Source organism: Solwaraspora sp. WMMD937 (assembly GCF_029581175.1).
Lineage (GTDB): Bacteria > Actinomycetota > Actinomycetes > Mycobacteriales > Micromonosporaceae > Micromonospora_E.
The window spans coordinates 5,814,385-5,832,462 of the sequence record NZ_CP120738.1 but is presented as its reverse complement, the minus strand read 5'-3'; the positions used below and the strand labels follow the sequence as shown (position 1 = coordinate 5,832,462).

General features: G+C 72.6%; 14 protein-coding genes. 6 read left to right on the top strand and 8 right to left on the bottom strand.

Going from position 1 to position 18,078, the window contains the following annotated elements:
* The first annotated feature begins 1 nt into the window (after position 1).
* Positions 2-3,085 carry a bifunctional [glutamine synthetase] adenylyltransferase/[glutamine synthetase]-adenylyl-L-tyrosine phosphorylase gene (locus tag O7621_RS25675; protein ID WP_282231605.1) on the top strand — a complete coding sequence of 1,028 codons (3,084 nt, stop codon included), beginning with the start codon at positions 2-4 and terminating at the stop codon, positions 3,083-3,085.
* On the top strand, positions 3,078-4,631 hold the full coding sequence (mptB, locus tag O7621_RS25670) for a polyprenol phosphomannose-dependent alpha 1,6 mannosyltransferase MptB (protein WP_282231604.1): 1,554 nt from the start codon (positions 3,078-3,080) through the stop codon (positions 4,629-4,631). Before O7621_RS25675 ends, mptB begins: the two co-directional genes overlap by 8 nt.
* Before the next feature lie 99 nt (positions 4,632-4,730).
* On the opposite strand, the gene glnA is transcribed toward mptB, so the two are convergent.
* Complete coding sequence (glnA, locus tag O7621_RS25665; RefSeq protein ID WP_282231603.1) at positions 4,731-6,155, bottom strand: type I glutamate--ammonia ligase; 1,425 nt, start codon at positions 6,153-6,155, stop codon at positions 4,731-4,733.
* A 262-nt stretch (positions 6,156-6,417) separates the two neighbouring features.
* Between glnA and O7621_RS25660 the strand changes: the two genes are divergently transcribed.
* Positions 6,418-6,762: an RDD family protein gene (locus O7621_RS25660; protein WP_282231602.1), complete on the top strand. Its 345-nt coding sequence runs from the start codon at positions 6,418-6,420 to the stop codon at positions 6,760-6,762.
* Between the two features lie 54 nt (positions 6,763-6,816).
* Here O7621_RS25660 and O7621_RS25655 read toward each other — a convergent pair whose 3' ends face one another.
* The 4 genes from O7621_RS25655 to O7621_RS25640 form a co-directional block, all read right to left on the bottom strand.
* The gene (locus tag O7621_RS25655) at positions 6,817-7,506 is read right to left on the bottom strand and encodes a DUF4191 domain-containing protein (RefSeq protein WP_282231601.1); all 690 of its coding nucleotides are present in this window, start codon (positions 7,504-7,506) and stop codon (positions 6,817-6,819) included.
* 44 nt (positions 7,507-7,550) lie between these two features.
* Positions 7,551-8,492, bottom strand: coding sequence for a lipoyl synthase (lipA, locus tag O7621_RS25650; RefSeq protein WP_282231600.1), 942 nt, complete (start codon positions 8,490-8,492; stop codon positions 7,551-7,553).
* Between the two features lie 122 nt (positions 8,493-8,614).
* Positions 8,615-9,256, bottom strand: a complete 642-nt coding sequence (gene lipB, locus O7621_RS25645) for a lipoyl(octanoyl) transferase LipB (RefSeq protein ID WP_282231599.1) — start codon at positions 9,254-9,256, stop codon at positions 8,615-8,617.
* Between the two features lie 51 nt (positions 9,257-9,307).
* The gene (locus O7621_RS25640) at positions 9,308-11,170 is read right to left on the bottom strand and encodes a DUF2079 domain-containing protein (protein ID WP_282234729.1); all 1,863 of its coding nucleotides are present in this window, start codon (positions 11,168-11,170) and stop codon (positions 9,308-9,310) included.
* 167 nt (positions 11,171-11,337) lie between these two features.
* Here O7621_RS25640 and O7621_RS25635 point away from each other — a divergent pair, with 167 nt between their 5' ends.
* Genes O7621_RS25635 through O7621_RS25625 form a run of 3 tightly spaced genes read left to right on the top strand, consistent with a single transcriptional unit; the run spans position 11,338 to position 13,744 of the window.
* Positions 11,338-12,318 (top strand): ATP-binding protein, encoded by a 981-nt coding sequence (locus O7621_RS25635; protein ID WP_281550777.1) that lies wholly within the window; start codon positions 11,338-11,340, stop codon positions 12,316-12,318.
* Between the two features lie 21 nt (positions 12,319-12,339).
* The gene (locus O7621_RS25630) at positions 12,340-12,732 is read left to right on the top strand and encodes an SCO5389 family protein (RefSeq protein WP_282231598.1); all 393 of its coding nucleotides are present in this window, start codon (positions 12,340-12,342) and stop codon (positions 12,730-12,732) included.
* Complete coding sequence (locus O7621_RS25625) at positions 12,722-13,744, top strand: LLM class flavin-dependent oxidoreductase (RefSeq protein WP_282231597.1); 1,023 nt, start codon at positions 12,722-12,724, stop codon at positions 13,742-13,744. The genes O7621_RS25630 and O7621_RS25625 overlap by 11 nt, the downstream gene beginning before the upstream one ends.
* Before the next feature lie 27 nt (positions 13,745-13,771).
* Here the strand turns inward: O7621_RS25625 and O7621_RS25620 are convergent, their stop codons facing one another.
* From O7621_RS25620 to lpdA, 3 genes are all read right to left on the bottom strand, one after another.
* Positions 13,772-14,674: a TIGR01777 family oxidoreductase gene (locus O7621_RS25620; RefSeq protein ID WP_282231596.1), complete on the bottom strand. Its 903-nt coding sequence runs from the start codon at positions 14,672-14,674 to the stop codon at positions 13,772-13,774.
* A gap of 136 nt (positions 14,675-14,810) precedes the next feature.
* Positions 14,811-16,604 carry a 2-oxoglutarate dehydrogenase, E2 component, dihydrolipoamide succinyltransferase gene (gene sucB, locus O7621_RS25615; RefSeq protein ID WP_282231595.1) on the bottom strand — a complete coding sequence of 598 codons (1,794 nt, stop codon included), beginning with the start codon at positions 16,602-16,604 and terminating at the stop codon, positions 14,811-14,813.
* A gap of 19 nt (positions 16,605-16,623) precedes the next feature.
* The gene (lpdA, locus tag O7621_RS25610) at positions 16,624-18,012 is read right to left on the bottom strand and encodes a dihydrolipoyl dehydrogenase (RefSeq protein WP_282231594.1); all 1,389 of its coding nucleotides are present in this window, start codon (positions 18,010-18,012) and stop codon (positions 16,624-16,626) included.
* Positions 18,013-18,078: the final 66 nt, after the last annotated feature.

Genomic DNA, 18,078 nt, shown 5'->3' with positions numbered 1-18,078 from the left:
GATGACCAGACCGACCAGTGCCACCGGCCGGCTCGCCCGGTACGGCTTCGACGTCAGCGGTACAGACACCGTCCGGGCCGCCGACCTGCTCGGCCCCGACGGGCTCGGGTTGTGGCAGGTGCAGGCGCAGCAGCCGGTCGACCCGCCGGCCGCCGAACTGTTGACCGCGCTGTCCCGGGCCGCCGACCCCGATCTGGCGCTGCGTCAGCTGCACCGGCTCGTCGAGGCGCAGCGGCGCGACGCCGCCGCCGGCGGTAGCGGGGTCGGCGGTGATAACGGTGCCGGCGGGTCGCCGGTGCTCGACGCCCTGCACGCCGACCCGGGGCTGCGACGGCGGCTGATCGCCGTCCTCGGTGCCTCGTCCAGTCTCGGCGACCATCTGGTCGCCAACCCGGACCAGTGGTCGGTGCTCGCCACCGAGAACGGGGTGGCCCCCGCCGCCGACGGTGTCCTCGACGTCGCCCCGGCCATCACCGATGCCGACGCCGCGTCGACCCCGCTGGTCGGCGCGGCGGCAGTCTCCGCGCTGCGCCGGGCGTACCGGTTGGCCCTGTTGCGGATCGCGGCGGCCGACCTGACCGGCGGGCGGTGTCTCGAACAGACCATGGCGGCGTTGTCCGCGCTGGCCGACGCGACCCTGTCCGCCGCGTACGACATCGCCGTCGCCGAGCTGCCCGACGGCAGCGGCCCGCCCTCCCTCGCCGTGGTGGCGATGGGCAAGTGCGGCGGCAACGAGCTGAACTACGTCTCCGACGTGGACGTGATCTTCGTCGCCGCCGACGACGCCGACCTGACTGTCGCCACCACTGTCGCCACCCGATTGATCCACATCTGCGGGTTGGTGGCCTGGCCGGTGGACGCCGCGCTGCGCCCGGAAGGCAACCGGGGGCCGCTGGTCCGTACCCTCGCCAGCCACCTCGCCTACTACCAGCGGTGGGCCCGGACCTGGGAGTTCCAGGCGTTGCTCAAGGCCCGGCCGGCGGCCGGCGACCGTGACCTCGCGCAGGAGTGGATCCGGCTGCTGTCGCCGCTGGTCTGGCACGCCGCCGAGCGTCCGGAGGCGGTCGAGGACGTGCGGGCCATGCGCCGCCGGATCATCGAGAACGTCCCGCCCCGCGAGCTGGAACGCGAGATCAAACGCGGCCCGGGCGGGCTGCGCGACATCGAGTTCGCCGTCCAGCTGCTGCAGCTGGTGCATGGTCGGGTCGACGAGACGCTGCGGGCCCCCGGCACGCTGCCCACCCTGCGGGCCCTGGTCGCCGGCGGGTACGTCGGCCGCGCCGACGGCGAGGCGTTGCTGCGTGGCTACCGGTTCCTGCGCGGCGTCGAGCACCGGCTGCAACTGCAGGGACTGCGCCGTACCCACACCGTGCCGGCCGACCCGGTGGCGCTGCGCTGGCTCGCCCAGGCCCTCGGCTACGCCTCGACCCCCGAAACCGACGTCGTCGAGGCGTTCCGGGCCGACTGGGTCAGTCACGCCACCGAGGTACGCCGGCTGCATGCCAAACTGCTCTACCGGCCGCTGCTCGAATCCGTCGCCCGGGTGCCGGCCGAGTCGCTGCGGATGACCCCGCAGGCCGCCCGGCGCCGGCTCGAGGTGCTGGGCTTCGCCGACCCGGCCGGCGCGCTGCGGCACCTGGAAGCCCTCACCGGCGGCGTCTCCCGGACCGCCGCCATCCAGCGCACCCTGTTGCCGGTGCTGCTGCAGGAGTTCGCCGACGCCCCCCAGCCGGACCGAGGGCTGCTGAGCTACCGGCAGGTGTCCGACAAGCTCGGCAGCACCCCCTGGTATCTGCGGCTGCTGCGCGACGAAGGCCTGGTAGCCGGCCGGCTCGCCCGCACTCTCGGGCTGTCCCGGTACGCAGCCGACCTGCTGGCCCGCGAGCCCGAGGCGCTGCGGATGCTGGCGTCCGACGCCGAGCTCACCCCGCGCGACGCGGCGGTGCTGCGCACCGGCTTCGACGCCGCCGCGGCCCGCCACCTCGGCAGCGGTGGCGGCGAGCCGCCGGATCCGGTCCAGGCGGTCCGCGCGGTGCGGGCCCTGCGCCGCCGCGAACTGCTCCGGCTGGCCTGCGCCGACGTGCTCAACCGGGCCGGCGCTCTGGCCCCGGCCCGGGAGGCCCGGGGCCGGCTCGACGTGGCCGCCGTCGGTGCCGGGCTGTCCGCCGTGGCCGACGCCACGCTCGCCGCCGCGCTGCGGGTCGCGGTCGAGACCGTGCCGCCGCCGGGCGGTCTGCGGTTCGCGATCATCGGCATGGGCCGCCTCGGCGGGTACGAGATGAGCTACTCCTCCGACGCCGACGTGCTCTTCGTCTACGACCCACCGCCCGGCCTCGCCGACGACGAGGCCAGCGCGGCCGCCCGCGCGGTCGCCGAGGAGCTGCGCCGACTGCTCGGCATGCCGGCCCCCGACCCGCCGCTCGGGGTGGACGCCGACCTGCGCCCCGAGGGCCGGCAGGGGCCGCTGGTGCGCAGCCTCGCGGCGTACGCCCAGTACTACGCCCGGTGGGCGAAGGTGTGGGAGGCGCAGGCGCTGCTGCGGGCCCGGTTCGTCTGCGGCGACCCGTCGCTGGGCGAGGAGTTCGTCGCCGTCGCCGACCCGGTCCGCTACCCGGCCGGCGGGTTGAGCCGGGAGCAGGTCGTCGAGATCCGCCGGATCAAGGCCCGGGTGGAGACCGAACGACTGCCGCGCGGCGCCGACCCGGCCACCCACACCAAGCTCGGCCGGGGCGGGCTCGCCGACGTCGAATGGGCGGTGCAGCTGACCCAGCTGCGGCACGGGCACGCGGTGCCGGCGCTGCGTGAGACCCGTACCCTGGTCGCGCTGGCCGCGGCCCGTGACGCCGACCTGGTCGACCGGGCCGACGCGACCGCGTTGCGCGACGGTTGGGTCCTCGCCTCCCGGGTCCGCGACGCGTTGATGCTGGTCCGGGGCCGGGCCACCGACCAGCTGCCCCGGCACGGTGCCGAGCTGGCCGGGGTGGTCCGGTTGCTCGGCGGCACCGACCCCGGCCAGTTCCTCGACGACTACCTGCGGACCGCCCGCCGCTGCCGGGCCGCGGCGGAGCGGGTCCTCGGTGCCTGACCGCTGCGGCGAGCCCGGGACGCGGTACCACCTCATCCGCTACGTCGGCCTGGCCGGCGCGGTCGCCCTCGCGGTCGCCGCCAACCTGGGCGGCGCGCTGCCCGAACCACCGGCCGCCGGCTGGGCGGTCTTCACCAGCGGAACCGGCGCGCTCAGCGTGCTCGCCTGGGCCGGCGGCACCGGCGCGATGACGTGGGCCTGGTGGTCGGCCCAGCACGGCGTGCCGTCGGTACGGTGGGCGTTGACCACCGTCGGCCTCTGGGTGGTGCCGCTGCTGGTGGCACCGCCGCTGGGCAGCCGGGATGTCTACTCGTACGCCTGCCAGGGCTGGATCCTGCGCGACGGCGGCGACCCGTACGCCGGGGTGACCGGGCAGGGCTGTCCCTGGGTCGACGCGGTCGCCCCGCTGTGGCGCGACACCCCGGCCCCGTACGGGCCGCTGTTCGTCTGGCTCGCCGGGCTGGCGGTGGCGGTCGGTGCCGGCCTGACCGGCGCCCTGCTGGCGTTGCGGTTGACCGCCGTGGCCGGGCTGGTGCTGGTGGCGGTTGCGCTGCCCGGCCTGGCCGCCAGGTGCGGCCTGCCGGCCGGCCGGGCGCTGTGGTTGACCGTCGGCTGCCCGGTGGTGCTCATCCACCTGGTGTCGGGGGCGCACAACGACGCGTTGATGGTCGGCCTGCTGGTCACGGCGCTGTGGGTGATCGCCGCCGGATCGGCCCGCCAGTCCGGCGGCGGGACCGGCCGGGCGGGTGCCGGGACCGGCGGCGTCGGTGGTGTGTCGGTGGCGGCCGTCGCCGGTGGGCTGCTGCTCGGGCTGGCCGTCGCGGTGAAGGCGACGGCCCTGGTGGTCGTACCGTTCGCGGCGGTGCTCGCGGTGGCCGGGCCGCGCCGACCGGCCGCCCTGGTCCGGGCCGGGGCGCTGGTGGTGGCGGGGGTGGTCGGCGCGGTCGCGGCCACCACCGCGCTGTCCGGGCTCGGCCTGGGCTGGGTGGCCGGGCTGGCCCGCAGCGGCGACTCACGGCAGTGGATTTCGCCGCCGACCGCCGTCGGGCTGCTGATCGACTACCTGGGGCGGCTGGTCGGGGTGCGACTGGACGCGATCGGGGCGGTCCGCGCGGTAGGCCTGGCGCTGCTCGCCGGTTTCCTCGTGTGGCTGTGGTGGCGGGTGTGGCGTGGCGGTGGTCCGTTGACCGGCTGGCGGGGCCCGGACAGTCGCGCTGTGCCGGTGGCGGACTCCGTCGGCCCACCGCAGACCTGGGACCGGGGGACCGTGGTGTTCGGGGCGGGGCTGGCGTTGGCCGCCACGGTGCTTGCCGCGCCGGTCGTCTACCCGTGGTATCTGAGCTGGCCGTTGGCCTTGCTGGCCGCCGCCGCGTACCGCACCGGGTGGTTCCTGCTGCCGGTGGCGGTCGCCGGTTTCCTGGTCCTGCCGGACGGTTCGGGGGTCGCCGCGCTCACCAAGGCGCCGGGCACGGTCGCCATGTGCGCGCTGATCGTGGTGCTGGTGGTGCGGGCGGTCCGGTCCGCCCGGCGCCCCGGCGCGAGCTGACGGGCGGCTGGAGGAGGTCCGGGCAACGAAACGGCGGTGGGGGCGGGCCTAGGCCCGCCCCCACCGCCGTCGCCCACTGCTGGACCGGCGCGGCCGGAATCAGCAGTCGAAGTACATCGCGAATTCGTGCGGGGTCGGCCGCAGGCGGACCGGGTCGACCTCGTTGGACCGCTTCCAGTCGACCCAGGTGGAGATGAGGTCCGGCGTGAAGACTCCACCCTCGAGCAGGAAGTCGTGGTCGGCCTCCAGCGAGTCCAGCACGGCCGGCAGCGAACCCGGCACCTGCTTGACGTTGCCCCACTCCTCCGGCGGCAGGTCGTACAGGTCCTTGTCGATCGGCGTCGGCGGCTCGATCTTGCTCTTGATGCCGTCCAGGCCGGCCATCAGCATGGCGGAGAAGGCCAGGTAGACGTTCGCCGACGGATCCGGCACCCGGAACTCGACCCGCTTGGCCTTGGCGTTGCTGCCGGTGACCGGGATCCGGGTACAGGCGGACCGGTTGCGCTGCGAGTACACCAGGTTGACCGGTGCTTCGAAGCCCGGCACCAGCCGACGGTAGGAGTTGACCGTCGGGTTGGTGAAGGCCAGCAGCGACGGCGCGTGGTGCAGCAGACCGCCGATGTACCAGCGGGCGGTGTCCGACAGGCCGGCGTAGCCGGTCTCGTCGTAGAACAGCGGCTCGCCGTTGAGCCAGAGGCTCTGGTGGGTGTGCATGCCGGAGCCGTTGTCGCCGAACAGCGGCTTCGGCATGAAGGTCGCGGTCTTGCCGCTGGCCCAGGCGGTGTTCTTGACGATGTACTTGAACAGCTGCAGCTGGTCGCCGGCGTGCAGCAGGGTGGAGAACTTGTAGTTGATCTCGGCTTGGCCGGCGGTGCCGACCTCGTGGTGCGACCGCTCCACGGTGAAGCCGGTGTCGATCAGCTTGCGGACGATCTTGTCACGCAGGTCGGCGTAGTGGTCGACCGGCGGCACCGGGAAGTAGCCGCCCTTGTAGTTGGTCTTGTACCCGCGGTTGCCGCCCTCTTCCTCGCGACCGCTGTTCCACCAACCCTCGATCGAGTCGATGTAGTAGTAGGCCTGGTTCGCGGAGGTCTCGTGGCGGATCGAGTCGAAGATGTAGAACTCCGCCTCGGGCCCGAAGTAGGCGGTGTCGGCGATGCCGCTTGCCGCCAGGTAGGCCTCCGCCTTCTTGGCCACGTTGCGCGGGTCCCGGGAGTACGGCTCCCGGGTGAACGGGTCGTGGATGAAGAAGTTGAGCGCCAGCGTCTTCTCGATCCGGAACGGGTCGATGAAGGCGGTGGCGACATCCGGCAGCAGCAGCATGTCCGACTCGTGGATCGCCTGGAAACCACGGATCGAAGACCCGTCGAAGGCGAGGCCGGTGGTGAAAATGTCCTCGTCGACCGACTCGACCGGCAAGTTGAAGTGCTGCATCACGCCGGGCAGGTCACAGAAGCGTACGTCGACGAATTTCACGCCCTCGTCTTTGAGGTACCGCAGTAGTTCCTCGGGATTGGCGAACACACGTCCTCCTGGCACGTCGCACTGATGGCTATGCTGGTCGCGACGCTATGGCCGCAGGGTTGCCCCACCATGTCTCTAATGTTTCCGCCGTGTTACGTCCGGTGCGGAGCGTGATCCCGACCAATCGTCCCCCGCAGGATACGGCAGACGGCCCAGACTAGTCTGGCCGTTCGTGGGTATCGGAAGGGGGAGCAGCGTGGCGGCTAGCGCAAACGCGGCTGCGGGTGGGGCGACGGACGGCCCGGCGGGGTCGGGTGCCAAGGTGTCCAGCCTACTTCGCCGCACCGGTGCCCTAGTGATTGACTGGCTACTCTGTGTGCTTATCTCCAGCCTGTTTGCCGACCCGGCCCGGTCCGGCTGGCCACCGGTAGTGGTGCTGATCGCCGAGTACGGCATCTTCCTCGGGCTGTTCGCCCAGACCCCGGGAATGTGGCTGGCCAGGATCCGGTGCGTCTCGGACGCCGACGGCGGCCGGATCGGCGTACCCCGGGCACTGCTGCGCGGGCTGCTGCTGGCCCTGGTGATCCCACCCCTGGTGATGGACGGGCGGCGGCGCGGCCTGCACGACCGGGCCGCCGGATCGGTCGTCGTCGCCGTCCCCAGCTGACCTACGACCGCACCGCCAGCCCGCGACCCGGGCCGTCAGTGCGGCGACCGGCGGTCAGCGGCCCCGGGTCTGCCGGAAAGCGCCCTTCGGCGGTCGCATGTTCTTCGGAATGGCGCCCTTCGGCAACTGCGGCCGGGCCGACAACGCGGTCAGCCGCTTGTCCAAGGCGTTGACGTCCTTGCCGGTCAGGTTGCGCGGCAAGCGCATCAGCGTCGTACGCATCTTGCGGATCGACAACTCGCCCTCGTCGGTGCCGATCACGTAGTCGTACAGCGGCGCACTGCCGATCACCTTCGCCAGCCGCCGCTTCTCCTGACCGAGCAACCCCCGGACCCGCTGTGGGTTGCCCTCGGCGAGCAGGATCACCCCGGGCCGCCCGATCACCAGATGGACCATGTCCATCTGGGTGGTCGAACTGACCGCCGGCGTCACCCGCCAGTCACCGCGCATGTTCTCCAGCAGCGAGGCCGCCGCACCCGGCTGGCCCTCGGCGACGTTCATCATCGCCGTGTTCGACCGCAGGTTCAGCACGATCAGTACGGCGAGCAGCGCCACCAGGATGCCGACCGGCAGCCACATCCACCCCAGTCCCAGCGATACCGGCACGGTGATCGCCAGCGGCAGCACGACGGCGGCCACCGCCAGCGGGACGAACCACTTGTCGCGCTTGGCGGTGAACGAGAACACCATGCCGATCTGCTTCAGCCGCTGGCCGAACGACACCTTCTCCTGGGGTTTCGCCATGCGAGGGAGTCTAGTTGCCGGGGGCGAAGCCGTTCACCGGGCGGTCAGCCGACCAGCGGCTGGGCCTCACGCTGGCGCAGCGCCTGCTGGTAGAGCCGGCCGGCGCGGTACGACGAACGCACCAGCGGGCCGCTCATCACCCCGGAGAAGCCGATCTGTTCGGCCTCCTCGCGCAGCTCGACGAACTCCTCCGGCTTGACCCAGCGCTGCACCGGGTGATGCCGCGGCGTCGGGCGCAGATACTGGGTGATGGTGATCAGCTCGCACCCGGCGGCGTGCAGATCGCGCAGCGCCTGCGACACCTCGGAGCGCTCCTCGCCGAGGCCGAGGATCAGGTTGGACTTGGCCACCAGGCCGGCCGTGCGGGCCCGGGTGAGCACGGCGAGCGAGCGCTCGTACCGGAAGGCCGGCCGGATCCGCTTGAAGATCCGGGGCACCGTCTCGACGTTGTGGGCGAGCACCTCCGGTCGGGCGGCGAACACCTCGTCGAGCTGGCCGGCGTCGCCGTTGAAATCCGGGATCAGCAACTCGACGCCGCAGCCGGGCTGCAGCGCGTGGATCTGCCGGACGGTCTCGGCGTACAGCCAGGCACCCCCGTCGGGCAGGTCGTCGCGGGCCACCCCGGTGACCGTGGCGTAGCGCAGACCCATCGCCGCGACCGACTCGCCGACCCGGCGGGGCTCGTCGGCGTCGAACTCGGCCGGTTTGCCGGTGTCGATCTGACAGAAGTCGCAGCGCCGGGTGCACTGGTCCCCACCGATGAGGAAGGTGGCCTCCCGGTCTTCCCAACACTCGTAGATGTTGGGGCAGCCGGCCTCCTGACAGACGGTGTGCAGCCCTTCCCGTTGCACCAGCCCACGCAGCTCGGTGAACTCCGGCCCCATCCTGGCCTTGACCTTGATCCACGGGGGTTTGCGCTCGATCGGGGTCTCGGCGTTGCGGACCTCCAGGCGCAGCAGGCGTCGTCCCTCCGGAGCAATGGTCACCCTTGCCAGCCTACGCCGGCCGATGCCCGCTCGGGCGGCCGGGCGAGCGTGCGGCCGTCGCTCCCCGGGTGAGTTGGCTCACCCGAGGCATCGATCGGCCGGCTGGCCCGGAAGCGGTCGGCTCAGCCGAGCGTGGGCAGGTGCCGTTCGACGACCGGCAGCACTTCGGCGACGGTCACCGGCCGGCCAAGCTCGGCGCTCAGCGAGGTGACACCGACGTCGCGCAGACCGCACGGCACGATCCGGTCGTACGCCGTCAGGTCCGGATCGCAGTTGATCGCGAAGCCGTGCTGGGTGACCCCGCGGGCCACCCGGATGCCGATCGCCGCCACCTTGCGGGCCGGTCCACGGTCGTCGGCCGGCACCCAGACCCCGCTGTGGTTCGGCCCGTCGAGGCGGGTGGCGGCCAGCCCGAACTCGGCGCAGACGTCGATCAGCAGTTGCTCGACCCGGCGTACGTAGGCGACCACGTCGATCGGTTCCGGCAACCGGACGATGGGGTAGCCGACCAGCTGCCCCGGGCCGTGCCAGGTGATCTTGCCGCCCCGGTCGACGTCCACCACCGGGGTGCCGTCCACCGGGCGGTCCCACGGTTCGGTGCGCTTGCCGGCCGTGTACACGCTCGGGTGCTCCAGCAGGAGCACGGTGTCCGGCTCCTCGCCGGCGACCACGGCGGCGTGCAGTCGACGCTGCTCCGCCCAGGCGGTCTGGTAGTCGACGACTCCGGCTCGGACCCCGCGCGCGCGGGGAAGGGTGCTGGTCACGCCGTCCAGCCTAGTCCGTCATCGGTTGGTCGGGCCGGTCCGTGGTCCGGCTCACCAGCCCCCCTCCGGCGCCGGCCAGAGCCAGACGTCGGTGATCCGCTGCGGCGGGCCGAGCAGTTCGGTGGTCGCGGTCAGCAGGGCCTCGGCGTCGACCGGGAACTTCGCCCCGTGCACCCGGTCGGCGAGCACCACCGCCTCGGCGTTCCAGTACCGCAGGTCGGCGCGGGCGGCGGCCCGGTCGGCGTCGGTGATCGGCGGCACCACGCCGGTGCGGGCGACCTCGTGCAGCAGCCCGTCGGTGGCCCGGGGGACCGGTCCGATCCGGCCCCGGCCGTCCGGTCCGCCGGGGCCGAGGAAGAAGCCGGAGGGGATGGCGAACTCGCCCTGCCGGTGCGCGAACGCGTACGCCTGCCAGCGTTGACCGTCGGGGAGCACGTCGAGGGTGAACGGCACCGGGGCGAGCACCCCGCCCTGGCTGACGTGGTCGCGCCAGGCACCCGAGGTGATGAAGTCCGGGATCGGCTCCCGTTCGATGGTGAGCAGACTGACCGGGGTCAGCGGCAGCAGCGCCGCGACGAACGCCGCGGCCCACCACCGGCCGTACCGCGCCTGTCCGGCCGCCCGACGGGTGAGTAGCAGGCTCAGCGTCAGCGCCAGCAGGATGCCGATGACCGGGGTGACCACCATGGCCAGCCGGGCCGGCAGCGCGGCGTTGAACACCGGTGCGCCGGCCAGCGGGGCGTACGGCAGCGGGATGTCGGTGATCGTCCCGCCGATCTTCAGTCGGGGGCCGAGGGAGAGCACCGCGAACACGGCGGCGGTGACGGCGAGGGCCCGCAGCGTCGCTCGCCGACCGGGATCGGCGGCCCGCCAGAGCAGCACCAGGCAGCCGACGGTCAACATCAGCAGCGGTACGCCGAAGAAGCTGTTCTCCTCGGTCTCGTTCGGCGCCAGCCCGGTGCCCAGCCCGGCGACACCGGCGAGCGAGCGTTCCGGGAACGCCCCGTAGGCGAGAATGTCCTCGCTGTGCACCCGGGCGTCGAAACCGGTGCCGTGGAACACCTGCGGGCCGAAGAAGTGCAACCACAACGGGTACGCCAACAGTGTGGTCGCCACGACCGCGGTGAGCGCCAGGCCGCGCAGCAGCCGGGGGAGCGCGTCGCGGACCTCGGCGGCGCGGCTGCGGTCCAGCGCCCAGACGCCGAGGAACACGCCGCAGGCCAGGGCGGTGAAGAACAGGCCCTCGGCGGCGATCGAGAAGGCCGCCGCGACGGCTACGCCGAGGATCAGGCCGTTGCGCACCCAGCCGCCCCGGCCCAGCGGCCGGGCTCCGGGGCGCCCACGCAGCGCGAGGACCCGCCAGACGATGATCGGCACCAGCCAGCCGGCGGTCCAGTTCAGGTGGGCGTTGGCGTGCGACACCATGGCCGGCGCGAAGCCGCAGAACAGTCCGCCGACGGCGGCCGCCAGCCGGGACGGCACGAACGGCGCGCCGTCGTTGCCGGTGGGTAGCCGGGACAGCAGCCAGTACCAGGCGAAACCAGTGCCGGCCAGGTTGAGGGTGAGGATCACCAGGAAGGTCGCCGGTGGCCCGATCAGGAAGGTCAGCGGCGCGAACAGCACCGCGTACACGGTGATCGAGGTGTTGACCGCGAGATTCACCCCGTCGGGAGCGTTGAGCAGGTACGTGAACAACGGGTTCTCGCCGTGGGTCAGCGCGTAGGCGCCATAGCCGAGCAGCCACTCGAACAGCGCCTGGTCGCTGGAGTTGACGGTGATCGCCCGGCTGTCCGGACCGGCCCACAGCCCGCTGGTGACCCAGCCGGCGAGGACCACCGCGACCACCGCGACGACCAGGTCGGCGCGCCACCGGGCCGGGCCGCCGGCCCGCCCTCCCGGACGGCCGCTGGTCACCGGCCGGGTGGTCGCGGCGCTGTCGGGCAGTGGGGACGGAGCGGTCGGCACCGGCGGATAGTACCAATTTCGCCCGACACGCCCGTGCCGTACCTAGGCTTGACGAAGTTATTGGAAATGACTTCCAATGTACGCGTACCTGTTGAGTTGTTTGGGAGAGATCCACGGTGAAGATCTGTTTTGTCGGTAAGGGTGGCAGTGGCAAGACCACCCTGGCGGCCCTGTTCGCCCGCCACCTCGCAGCCACCCCGGTCGGCCCCGACGACGGCCCGCCGCCGCTGCTCGCGGTCGACGCCGACATCAACCAGCATCTCGCCGCGGCCCTCGGCGCCAGCGACGACGAGGCGGTGCTGCTACCGGCGTTGGGCGACCACCTGGCCGACATCAAGGAGTATCTGCGCGGCGACAATCCCCGGATCGGCTCGGCCGCGGCGATGGTCAAGACCACCCCGCCCGGGCGAGGCTCGCGGCTGCTCACCGTCGCCGGGGCCAACCCGATCTACGACGCGCTGGTCCGCGAGGTGGCCGGTATCCGGCTCGCCGTCACCGGGCCGTTCGCCACCGACGATCTCGGCGTCGCCTGCTACCACTCCAAGGTCGGCGCGGTCGAACTGCTGCTCAACCACCTGGTCGACGGTGCCGGTGAGTACGTGGTCGTCGACATGACCGCCGGGGCCGACTCGTTCGCTTCCGGGCTGTTCACCCGGTTCGACGCCACCTTTCTGGTCTGCGAGCCGACGGTGCGCAGCGTCGGCGTCTACCGGCAGTACGTCGGCTACGCCCGCGACTACGGCGTCCGGGTGCACGTCGTCGGCAACAAGATCGACGACGAGTCGGACGTTGACTTCCTGCGCGAGCACGTCGGCGCGGATCTGCTGACCTGGATCGGGCGATCGGCCTTCGTCAAGGCGGCCGAGCGGGGCCGGCACCAGCCGATCACCGCGATGGAGCCGGCGAACCGTGACGCTCTGGACATGATGCGCACAACCGTCGATGCTTGTGGCAAGGACTGGGCCAACTACACCCGGCAGGCGGTGGAGTTCCACCTACGCAACGCCGCCGCCTGGGCCAACGACCGGGTCGGCGAGAACCTCGCCGACCAGGTCGACCCGGAGTTCGTACTCGGACCAGACCTGCTGGTCCGCTGACCGTCAGCGTGAGGAGAAAGCATGTCCCTCGACGTACCTGCCGCCCTGCTGGAGCGGGCCGAATCCGGCCGGGTCGACGACGCCGAGTTCGTCGACTGCGTACGCCAGTCCCTGCCGTACGCCTGGTCGGTGGTGTCCCAGGTGGCCGCCGAGGCCCAGAGCGGCACGGCCGAGTTCGCCGACCACGCGGTGCCGCCGCCCAGCGAGGCCGAGCGTGGCCAGCTGCTGCGGGCGCTGGCCAGCGACGCGATCCGGGGCGGCCTGGAGCGGCACTTCGGCGTCAAGTTCGCCTTCCAGAACTGCCACCGGGTGGCCGCCTTCAAACTGTCCGCCGTCGGCGGCGAGACCTACCAGGAGTTCATCTCCCCGGTGGCCCAGCTGCGCAACCAGTCACCCGAGCTGCGTGACTGCTGAGCCGACCACCACGACGGCGGCCGGCGACCTGAACCAGCCAGCGGTGGACCTGTTCCTGCTGGCGGCGCATGGTCTGCCGGCCACCGTCGGCTACGCACGCGCCGCCGAGGCAGCCGGCCTCGGCGGCGTGTGGCTTGCCGAACACCACTTCGTCTCGTACGGGCAGTGCCCGTCCGCCACCACTCTGGCCGGCTACCTGCTCGGCGCCACCCGTCGGATCGCGGTCGGCACCGCGGCGGCCGTGCTGTCCAACCGGCATCCGGTCGCGCTCGCCGAGGAGACGGTCCTGCTCGACGCGGTCTCCGCCGGCCGGTTCCGGCTCGGGGTCGCCCGCGGCGGCCCGTGGGTGGACCTGGAGGTCTACGGCACCGGCCTGGACCGGTACCGGGACGGCTTCGCCGAGTCGCTGGACCTGCTGGGCCGCTGGCTCTCCGGCGCGGCGACGGTCGGCGCCGACGGTGGGTTCTTCGCGTTCCGGGACGTGCCGGTGGTGCCCCGACCGGCCCGCCCGATCCCGGTCTGGGTGGCGGCGACCTCGCCGGCGACAGTCGACCTGGCCGCCGCCCGTGGGCTTCCGCTGCTGCTCGGGGTGCACGACGACGACGCGGCGAAGGCCGCCCTGCTGGCCCGGTACGCCGACGTCGCCGCCGAGCGCGGGCACGATCCGGCCGCCGTGCCGCACGCCTCGGTGCATCTGATCGGGCTCGCCGACTCCCGGGCCGCCGCCGAACGGGCGCTGCGCCGGACCCTGCCACCCTGGCTGGCCACCACCCGGGAGTACGTCCGGATCGACGGTTCGGCGCCGGCCCACCGGGACCTCGACGCGTACGCCGAGCACCTGCTGCGAATCCACCCACTGGGCAGCGCGGCCGAGTGCGCCGCGCGGCTCGCCGCCAGCGCGGCGACCGTCGGCGCCCACCGGCTGGTGCTGATGGTCGAGGGCGTCGGCCCGGCCGCCACCGGCGAGCTGATCAGCGCCATCGGCACCGATCTGCTCCCGGCCCTGCCCTGACCGCTCTGGACGCCACCCGGCGCCGGGTCACCCCTGCGTCAGGGCGGCGTGCAGCGCGTCCGACAGGTCCGGGTACCGGTACGTGAAGTCGGCCTCGGTCAGCGCCCCGGGCAGCACCCGGGAGGAGCGCAGCGCCTCGGTGGCGAACTCGCCAAGTGCCACGTGCAACGCGAATGCCGGGATCGGCAGCAGCGCCGGCCGGTGCACCGCCGCCCCGAGCGCCTTGCCGAACGCCGTGTTGGTCACCGGCGCCGGCCCGACCACGTTGACCGGGCCGGAGATGTCGTCGTGGTCCAGCAGGAAGGTCACCGCCCGCAGCCAGTCCTGCATGGCGATCCACGGGACCCACTGCCGCCCGCTGCCGAGCTTGCCGCCCAGGCCGAGCCGGAACGGCAGCAGCTGCGGCTTGAGCAGACCGCCGTCGCGGTGCAACGGCAGACCGGTGCGCAGCCGGACCACCCGTACGCCGGCGGTCTCGGCCGGCCCGGTGGCCGCCTCCCAGACCCGGGCCACGTCGGCCAGGAAACCCTCACCGGCCGGTGCGTTCTCCTCGACCGGCTGGTCGCCGGTGTCGCCGTACCAGCCGACCGCTGACGAGTTCAGCAGCACCGCCGGCCGGTCCGCTGCCGCGAGACCGGACATCGTGGTGGCCAGCGTGGTGGTGCTGTCCACCCGGCTGGACCGGATCAACGCCTTGTAGCCGTCGGTCCAGCGCTTGTCGCCGACCCCGGCACCGGCCAGGTTGATCACCGCGTCGATGCCGGTGAACACCGCCGGGTCGAGCTGCCCGGCCGACGGCGACCAGCTGAACTCCGCTGGCCCGCGCGCCGGCCGGCGGACCAGTTGTACGGTCTCGTGTCCGCAGCTGTGCAGGTGGTCGGTCAGTCTGGTGCCGAGGAAGCCGGACGCGCCGGCCAACAGGATGCGCATGCGGACATCTTCGCTGATCGCGGTGGTGCCGGCTGCGGACCACCGCCATTGGGTGCAGAACGGCGGGTGGGTGCCGGCCGGGATCGGCCGGCACCCACCGCTACGGCGACCGGGGTCGCTCGGTCGTGGAACGCCGTCAGGACAGGCCGAGCTCGCCTTCGAACGCACCGGCCTCCAGCCGCTCCTTGACCGCGCTGAGGAACCGGGCGGCGTCCGCGCCGTCGACCAGCCGGTGGTCGTAGGACAGAGCCAGGAAGACCATCGACCGGGGTGCGATGATCTCGCCGAGCTCCGGGTCTTCGACCACGGCGGCGCGTTTCACCACCGCACCGGTGCCGAGGATGGCGGCCTGCGGCAACGGCACGATCGGGGTGTCGAACAGCGCCCCACGGCTGCCGGTGTTGGTCAGCGTGAAGGTGGCACCGGACAGCTCGTCGGGCCCGATCTTGTTGGTCCGGGTCCGCTCGGCCACGTCGGCGATCCGCCGTGCCAGCCCACCGAGGTTGAGATCGCCGGCGTCGCGGATCACCGGCACCAGCAGACCCCGCTCGGTGTCCACCGCCACGCCTAGGTGCTCCCCGTCCGGGTAGGTGATCGTGCCGGCCTGCATGTCGATTGATGCGTTGACCACCGGGTGGGTGCGCAGTGCCTCCACCGCCGCCAGCGCGAAGAACGGCAGGAACGACAGCTTGACGCCGTGCTTGGCCTGGAAGTCGCCCTTCACCCGGGCCCGCAACCGGGCGATCTTGGTCACGTCGACCTCGACGACCGTGGTCAGCTGGGCCGAGCTCTGCAGCGACTCGTGCATCCGCTTGGCGATGACGGTCCGGGTCCGGCTCATCTTCTCGGTCCGGCCGCGCAGCGGGCTGGGTTGGGCCTTGGCCGCCGTCGGCGCCGTGGCCGGTGCCGACGGCTTGGCCTGTTCGGCCTTGGCCCGCTCGGCGGCGGCCCGCGCCTGCTCGGCCGCGGTCAGCACGTCCTGCTTGCGGATCCGCCCGCCGACCCCGGTGCCGCGCACCGAGGCCAGGTCGACCCCCTGCTCGGCGGCGAGCTTGCGGACCAGCGGGGTGACGTAACCGCCGTCACCGTTGGCGCTGGGCGGCGGGGCCGCTGGAGCGGTCTGCTGTGCCGGCGGTGCGGCCTGCGCTGGCGAGGCGGACTCGGTGGCCGGGGCCGGGCTGGCGTACGAGGCGCCCGGCTGGGCCGGCGCGGGAGCGGCCGGCTCCGATTGTGCCGCCGGCTGCGGCTGGGCGGGCTCGGCCTGCGGTGCGGCGGCCGGCTCCGGTGCCGTCGGCGCCGAGGCCCCACCGGGGCTGCCGACCAGGGCCAGTTCGGCACCGACGTCGGCGGTGTCGTCCTCCGGCACCTTGATCTCCAGCAGCGTCCCCGCGACCGGCGACGGGATCTCGGTGTCGACCTTGTCGGTGGAGACCTCCAGCAGCGGTTCGTCGACCTCGACGGAATCACCGACCTGCTTGAGCCAGCGGGTGACGGTGCCCTCGGTGACGCTCTCGCCGAGGGCCGGCATCCGGACCGCGGTGGCGTCGCCACCGGTCGCCGGCGGGGCGCTGTCGGCCGCTGGTTGGGCCGGCGCTGCGGCCGGCTCCGGCTCGGCGGGCTGTTCCTGCGACGCGGGCGCGGCGTTCTCGGCGGGGGCGGTCTGTCCGCCGTCGGACTGCCCGGCGTCGTCCTGACCGCCGTTGATGACCGCGAGTTCGCTGCCCACCTCGGCGGTCTCGTCCTCACTCACCACGATCCGGGTGAGCACCCCGGCCGCAGGCGACGGGATCTCGGTGTCGACCTTGTCGGTGGAGACCTCCAGCAGCGGTTCGTCGACCTCGACCCGGTCGCCTTCCTGCTTCAACCAGCGGGTGACGGTGCCCTCGGTGACGCTCTCGCCGAGCCGGGGCATGGTGACCGATACCGGCATATCTACAAGACTCCTCTAGTCAGGCGTGTGCGTGCAGCGGCTTGCCGGCCAGGGCCAGGTGGGCCTCGCCCAGCGCCTCGCCCTGGGTCGGGTGAGCGTGTACGAGTGGTGCGACGTCGGCCGGGTCGGCCTCCCAGTTGTAGATCAACTGCGCCTCGCCGATCAGCTCGCCGACCCGGGCACCGACCAGGTGCAGTCCCACGACCGGGCCGTCGACGACCCGGACAAGCTTGACGAAGCCGGTGGTCTTGAGGATCTGGCTCTTGCCGTTTCCGCCGAGGTTGTAGTTGTAGGTCTTGACCTTGTCGGCCCCGTACTGCTCCTTGGCCTTCGCCTCGGTCAGCCCGACCGAGGCGAGCTCAGGGTCCGAGTAGGTGACCCGGGGGATGCCGCTCTCGTCGATCACCGCAGGGTTGCGGCCGGCGATCTCCTCGGCGACGAAGATGCCCTGCTGGAAACCGCGGTGGGCCAGCTGCAGGCCAGGCACGATGTCGCCCACGGCGTAGACGTTCGGCAGATTGGTCCGCAGCCGCTCGTCGGTCAGCACGAAGCCACGGTCCATCTTCAGACCCTGCTCCTCGTACCCGAGGTCGGCGGTCACCGGCCCGCGCCCGACGGCGACCAGCAGCAGCTCGGCCTCCAGGGTCTCGCCGCCGGCGATCGTCATCCGGACGCCCGAGTCGGTGCGTTCGACCTTCTCGAACGGCTTGCCGGTCTTGAACCCGATGCCGCGCTTGCGGAACGCCCGCTCCAGCGCCTTGGACGACTCCTCGTCCTCGGCGGCGACCAGCCGGGGCAGCGCCTCGACGATGGTCACGTCGACGCCGAAGGAGCGCCAGACGCTGGCGAACTCTACACCGATCACCCCGCCGCCGAGCACGATCGCCGACGATGGCACCCGGTCCAGCTCCAGCGCGTGCTCGCTGGTCAGAATCCGCTCGCCGTCGACCTCGATGCCGGGCAGGCTGCGCGAGTAGGACCCGGTGGCCAGGATCACGTTGCGGCCGGTGTAACGGGCCCCGTCGACCTCGACGGTGTCCGGGCCGACCAGCCGGCCGGTGCCGGCCACGTAGGTGATCTTCGAAGACTTGATCATGCCCTGCAGGCCCTTGTACAGCCGGCCGACCACGCCGTCCTTGTAACTGTTCACTCCGGCCATGTCGATGCCGACCAGGTCCGCCTTGACGCCGAACTGCTCGGACTCGCGCGCGTTGTCGGCCACTTCGGCGGCGTGCAGCAACGCCTTGGTGGGGATGCAGCCACGGTGCAGGCAGGTGCCACCGACCTTGTCCTTTTCGATCAGGGCTACCGACAGATCGAGTTGTACGGCGCGCAGGGCAGCCGCATAGCCTCCACTACCGCCGCCGAGGATGACCAGGTCGAAGGTCCCGCCGTTCGGCTCACTCACAGTTCACTCCCAGGTCACGTCGCTGCACAGGAGGGCCGTCCCCTGCGTCGTCCCATGGAACGGGCA

Bases quoted from the DNA above. Each gene is read 5' to 3' on its own strand.
- O7621_RS25675 (WP_282231605.1), top strand. From the start codon at position 2: ATGACCAGACCGACCAGTGCCACCGGCCGGCTCGCCCGGTACGGCTTC.
- O7621_RS25655 (WP_282231601.1), bottom strand. From the start codon at position 7,506: ATGGCGAAACCCCAGGAGAAGGTGTCGTTCGGCCAGCGGCTGAAGCAG.
- O7621_RS25630 (WP_282231598.1), top strand. From the start codon at position 12,340: ATGTCCCTCGACGTACCTGCCGCCCTGCTGGAGCGGGCCGAATCCGGC.
- O7621_RS25620 (WP_282231596.1), bottom strand. From the start codon at position 14,674: ATGCGCATCCTGTTGGCCGGCGCGTCCGGCTTCCTCGGCACCAGACTG.
- sucB (WP_282231595.1), bottom strand. From the start codon at position 16,604: ATGCCGGTATCGGTCACCATGCCCCGGCTCGGCGAGAGCGTCACCGAG.